The organism is uncultured Blautia sp., from assembly GCF_902497045.1.
Classification (GTDB): domain Bacteria; phylum Bacillota; class Clostridia; order Lachnospirales; family Lachnospiraceae; genus Blautia_A.
The window spans coordinates 1-5,588 of the sequence record NZ_CABVDF010000190.1; the positions used below are offsets into that span (position 1 = coordinate 1).

The window sequence follows — 5,588 nt, forward strand, 5'->3', positions numbered from 1 at the left end:
TATTTAATAAATTTGATGTTCTTCTTTCACATTTTTATGTTATAATAGCACGCATGTGAGTAAGGAAATAATCGGTAGACGGCCAAAAACAGGCTGAAAGCAAGGAGGACACATTTTGACAACTGCCGTATTTTTAAACAATGATAAAAAAATGCCTCTTCTGGGGCTGGGGGTATATAAAGCAACCAAAGAAAACGAAGCCGAAAACGCGATCATCCACGCTGTAAAATGCGGATACCGGCTGATCGATACCGCTTCCGCATACAAAAATGAAGAAGGGGTGGGAAGGGGCATTGCAAAATGCGGCATCCCCAGAAAAGAGCTTTTTATTACCACAAAAATCTGGAACAACGCACAGCGGCTCGGAGATATAGACGGAGCTTTTCAGCGGAGCCTTGATCGTCTTGGTCTGGATTACATTGATCTTTACCTGATCCACTGGCCAGTTCCAGGATGTTATCTCAGTACCTGGAAGGAGCTGGAAAAAATCCTTAGTTCCGGCAGAGCACAATCTATCGGAGTCAGCAATTTCGGGATCCATAATCTGGAGGAGCTGAAAAAAGTATCCGGTATCATACCGGCCGTTAATCAGATCGAATGCCATCCTCTCTGTTATCCCAGGGAACTGATCGACTATTGCCAGGAAAACGGCATTCAGGTTCAGGCTTACGCCCCTCTGGCCAGAGGTGCATATCTGGATCATGACGTATTGTGTGTTCTTGGCACAAAATATGCCCACACTCCGGCCCAGGTCGGGTTGCGCTGGGCAGTACAAAAAGGAATTTCCGTCATTCCCAAATCCACCAATCCCGAACGCATAGAGTCTAATGCAAGGATTTTTGATTTTACGATCGATCAGGAAGACATGGATCTTCTGGATACTCTGAACCAGGATTACCATAGTGCCAGTGTCCCTGAAGACCTGAGAGGCATTTCACTTTAAGCAGCTGCGCATATGATTACACCCCGCGTTTTTACGCGGGGTGTGTTTTTTCTGTTTTACCAGGGAAGCATCGGTGTCTCTACCTTTTTATCCCTGAGCATCAGATCCTGCACCGCTTCAGCAGCAGGCTTGTTTTCAAACAAAACTTTATTCACTTCTTCAATAATCGGCATTTCCACCTGAAATTTCTCCGCAAGGCTTTTTGCAGCTTTGGCAGAATAAACGCCTTCCACCACCATCTTTACCTCATCCATAGCCTCCTTCATGGTATAGCCTTTTCCCATGAGATATCCGGCTTTCCTGTTGCGGCTATGAACACTGGCACAGGTAACGATCAGGTCGCCCATTCCCGATAACCCGTAAAATGTTTCTATCTTCGCTCCCATTTTAGTGCCAAGACGGGCGATTTCCGCAATTCCCCGGGTAATCAGAGCCGCCTTTGTATTGTCTCCGTATCCCAGACCGTCAGCAGTGCCTGCCGCAAGGGCGATCACATTTTTCAGAGCGCCGCCAAGCTCTACTCCAAGAATATCCGGTGTGGTATATACACGGAATACCGGACTCATAAAAATCCCCTGAAGGAACTCTGCAGTTTCTCTCTTCTCTGCGCTTACCACACAGGTTGTGGGAATCCCTTTTCCAACTTCCTCCGCGTGACTTGGACCAGAAAGCACGCACACATCCGCCTGCGGGATCTCCTCACTGATGATCTCGCTCAGCGTCATCAGCGTATGCTCTTCCACACCCTTTGCAACATTGACAACAATCTGACCCTTTCTGGTAAATGAAGACATCTGATGCGCAGTGCTTCTGGTAAATGGAGAAGGCACAGCCAGAACAGCCACATCCGGATCTAAAAGACTTTTTTCCAGGTCTGTTGTGATCTCCATATTATCCGGAAGACGGACTCCCGGAAGTTTTGTCTCATGCTCTCTTTTCTCAGAAAGCATTTTTACCTCATCTGCAAGAGCAGACCAAAGTGTCACTTCATGACCGTTGTTATAAAGCAGCACAGCAAGAGCTGTTCCCCAGCTCCCGGCTCCCAGCACACTGATTTTTGCCATTTTCTCCACCTTTTAACCTTTCTTGTTCTTTGTTTTTCCCAGATATATACGATTTTCCGTTCCATTCAAAAGGCGTACCACATTAGCCCTGTGTCTGAAAAAAGCAAGAGCTGTCATCAATCCCATGACCACATACATTTCTGTCATATGAGCAGGATCCATTCCATAGACTCCTTTCTGCCCCAAAAAAATCATGACCAGAAACGCTGCCAGGTATGCGCTCAAAGAGCAGACTGACACATAATGCGTTGTAAAAAACAATGTAAAAAAGAGCACCGCACAGATCAGAAAGATCCTCCAGTCAAAAGCAAGGATAAATCCCACCGATGCCGCAATTCCCTTCCCTCCTCTAAAATTCAGATAAAAAGGGAAATTGTGTCCCAGTATACAGCCCGCCGCTGCATAAACTGTCAAAAGCGGCAGAATATCACCATAGGTTTTTCCCAGGAAGAGTTTCACCAGAAGAATTGCCGCCACACATTTCAGACAGTCTCCCAAAAGGGTCATTGCACCGGCTTTTTTCCCAAATGTACGAAGTGCATTTGTTGTTCCCGCATTTCCGCTGCCATGTTCTCTGATATCCGTCTTATAAAATCTGCCGATGATGTATGAGGTCTGAAAAAGACCGCACACATACCCGATGGCCAAACAAATCAATCGTTCCATATTACTCTCATTCCTTTTCTCCGCGCTGACGGATAATAAACTTCAGAGACGTTCCTCTGAAGCCAAAAGCCTCCCTGATCTTATTTTCAATATATCTTGTATAAGAGAAATGCATCAGTTCCTTATCATTTACAAAAATCACAAACGTAGGCGGACGCACGCCTACCTGAGTCATATAGTAGATCTTCAGACGCTTTCCTCTGTCAGATGGCGGCTGCTGCATAGCAATGGCCTCAGAAAGAATTTCATTAAGCACACCCGTCTGAATACGAAGTGTCTGATTTTCGATCACGGCATCAATGGTCTCAAAAAGACGGTTGAATCTCTGACCGGTTTTTGCAGAAATAAATACAAGTTCCGCATACGGCATATATGCCAGGACATCACGGATGCGGTTTGTATGTTTGTAAATTGTCTTGTCATCCTTTTCGATGGCATCCCATTTATTTACTGCAATGATCACGCCCTTGCCTTTTTCATGGGCAATTCCGGCAATTTTGGCATCCTGTTCTGTAACGCCTTCTGTTGCATCGATCACGATCACCACAACATGGGCACGTTCTACCGCCGTTACTGTACGGATGACGCTGTAACGCTCAATTTCTTCTTTTACCTTGCCTTTTCGTCTTAAACCTGCTGTGTCAATAAAAATATAATCTTTACCCTGCCACTTCACTCTTGCATCAACCGCATCTCTGGTAGTTCCTGCAATGTCCGAAACGATCACACGGTCTTCACCCAAAAGCTTATTAATAAGAGAAGATTTTCCCACATTTGGTTTTCCCACTACCGCGATCCTTGGAATATCCTCCTCTTCTCCGGTATCTGCTCCCTCGGGGAATTCTTTTACAACTTCATCCAGCATATCGCCGATTCCCGTACGGTTTGCCGCAGAAATTGCATGAGGTTCTCCAATACCCAGGTTATAAAACTCATAAACATCCATCATGTATTTATGAATGCTGTCAACTTTATTCACCACAAGCACAACCGGTTTACGGCTGCGGCGAAGCATATCCGCCACCTTGGCATCAGAATCTACCAGACCCTGTTTTACGTCTGTAATAAAAATGATCACATCCGCTGTATCAATAGCGATCTGAGCCTGCTCTCTCATCTGTGAAAGAATGATGTCACCGCTCTCCGGTTCGATTCCGCCTGTATCGATCAGCGTAAAGGATTTATCCAGCCATGTAACATCTGCATAAATCCTGTCTCTGGTAACTCCCGGTGTATCCTTTACAATCGAGATCATCTCTCCTGCAAGGGCATTAAACAACGTGGATTTGCCTACATTAGGCCTCCCCACGATCGCAACTACTGGCTTGCTCATACATCTGTCTCCTTATCTGTTTATTATGTTCAGGCGGATCCAGTATAGAAGCTACCAGATCAGCCCCGTCCTCATCTACAATTACAATTTCTGTTTCAAGCTCTTTTTCAAGTTCCTCCACTGAAATATCATCAAGGAATATATCCTCGCCGCTTCTCAGCATATTGCAGGGAAGAAGAAGCTTTTCTCCCAGTTTCTTTCCTTTCAGCTGCTCTCGAAGATCCGTACCTGTGATCAGTCCCGACACCGTGATCATCTCTCCGAAAAAGCGATTGGCGATCATGGCGACGTCAACTCTGACGTTAGGAAATTTTTCCTGCACTTTGTCCACACATTTTTTTATATACGGAGCTGCAAGCTTCCCTGTTGCAATAGTCATTTCCATAGAACGCATATCTCCCGTACGCTCTGCCACAGCCTTACTCACTTCCGTTTCCAGAAGTCTCAGCATCCCTACGCCGTTTTCCAGCTGCAAATAACCGTCATATCGTTCTTCTTCAGGAAGCTCCTCTCCCGCAAGAATATACCACTCATCTGAAGCATGGATAAAATGTATTCCATAGTCTGCATACATTTTTTTCTGCCAGCGATGAATCTGCTCCAGGACTTTCTTTGCATCCTCCTGCCCAAAAGGTTCCAGCGGATAAAGACCTTCACGGAATTTAGAAAGTCCTACCGGAACAACTGACACACTCTGAAGCACCGGCGCATACGCGGAAAGTTTTTCCAAACTGTATTCCAGTTCCTCACCGTCATTAACTCCTTTACACAGAACAATCTGCCCGTTCATCATGATCCCCGCCTCAAACAGCTGGTCCGCTTTCTTAAGAGCATCTCCGGCAAAACGGTTGTGAAGCATTTTGCATCGAAGCTCAGGATTCATCGTCTGAAAAGAAATATTGATCGGCTCCAGACGATAACGTATAATGCGCTCAACATCATGCTGACTCATATTTGTCAGTGTTACATAATTCCCCTGCAGGAAAGAAAGCCTGGAATCATCGTCCTTAAAATAAAGAGTTTCCCGCATTCCCGGCGGCATCTGGTCGATAAAACAGAACATACAGTGATTGGTACAGGAACGGTATTCATCCATCAGTCCGTTCTCAAATTCAATCCCAAGATCGTCTTCGTATTCCTTTTCCACTTCCAGCTCCCACAGCTCTCCGTCTGCTTTCTGAATCTGAAGTGTTACAAATTCATCGTTCATAAGGTAGCGGTAATCAAAAACATCCTCTACCGGTGTATCATTGATTGCTTCCAGGATATCTCCCGGCTCCAACTCCAGTTCCTGAGCGATACTGCCAGGCAGAACTCTGGAGATCACATGTTTCTTTTTTTTCATAAAATTCCTTTCTGCTGCATATACCGCGCGCCCCGTCTCCACCCGGACACGCACTGCCAGGATTTCCTGCAGTATCCCGGCACTGTAACCATAATAACAATTTTATATGTAAAAATCAATAAATTCCTTGACGGGATTTAGGGCAAATGTTATAAATGTATTAGGACTCAGTTTGAAAACTACACCTAGGAGGAATATTATGCCAAATATAGAGTTACTTGAAAAATCAACTCCTGT

Annotated in this window: 5 protein-coding genes; 1 reads left to right on the forward strand and 4 read right to left on the reverse strand. The window is 45.3% G+C overall.

Features of this window, described 5'->3' with window-relative positions; translation table 11 throughout:
- Positions 1-115: 115 nt before the first annotated feature.
- A complete protein-coding gene (locus RDS42_RS11820; RefSeq protein ID WP_308783840.1) occupies positions 116-943 on the forward strand; it encodes an aldo/keto reductase in 828 nt (275 codons plus the stop codon).
- 56 nt (positions 944-999) lie between these two features.
- On the opposite strand, the gene RDS42_RS11825 is transcribed toward RDS42_RS11820, so the two are convergent.
- From RDS42_RS11825 to RDS42_RS11840, 4 genes are read right to left on the reverse strand one after another with little or no spacing between them, the layout of a single operon-like run.
- Entirely contained in the window at positions 1,000-2,007 is a 1,008-nt protein-coding gene (locus RDS42_RS11825; RefSeq protein ID WP_308783841.1) for an NAD(P)H-dependent glycerol-3-phosphate dehydrogenase, read from the reverse strand.
- 12 nt (positions 2,008-2,019) lie between these two features.
- Positions 2,020-2,673 carry a glycerol-3-phosphate 1-O-acyltransferase PlsY gene (gene plsY, locus RDS42_RS11830; protein WP_308783842.1) on the reverse strand — a complete coding sequence of 218 codons (654 nt, stop codon included), beginning with the start codon at positions 2,671-2,673 and terminating at the stop codon, positions 2,020-2,022.
- Between the two features lie 7 nt (positions 2,674-2,680).
- Positions 2,681-4,006, reverse strand: a complete 1,326-nt coding sequence (gene der, locus RDS42_RS11835) for a ribosome biogenesis GTPase Der (RefSeq protein ID WP_308783843.1) — start codon at positions 4,004-4,006, stop codon at positions 2,681-2,683.
- The gene (locus tag RDS42_RS11840; protein WP_308783844.1) at positions 3,969-5,351 is read right to left on the reverse strand and encodes a DUF512 domain-containing protein; all 1,383 of its coding nucleotides are present in this window, start codon (positions 5,349-5,351) and stop codon (positions 3,969-3,971) included. Before RDS42_RS11840 ends, der begins: the two co-directional genes overlap by 38 nt.
- Between the last annotated feature and the right edge of the window lie 237 nt (positions 5,352-5,588).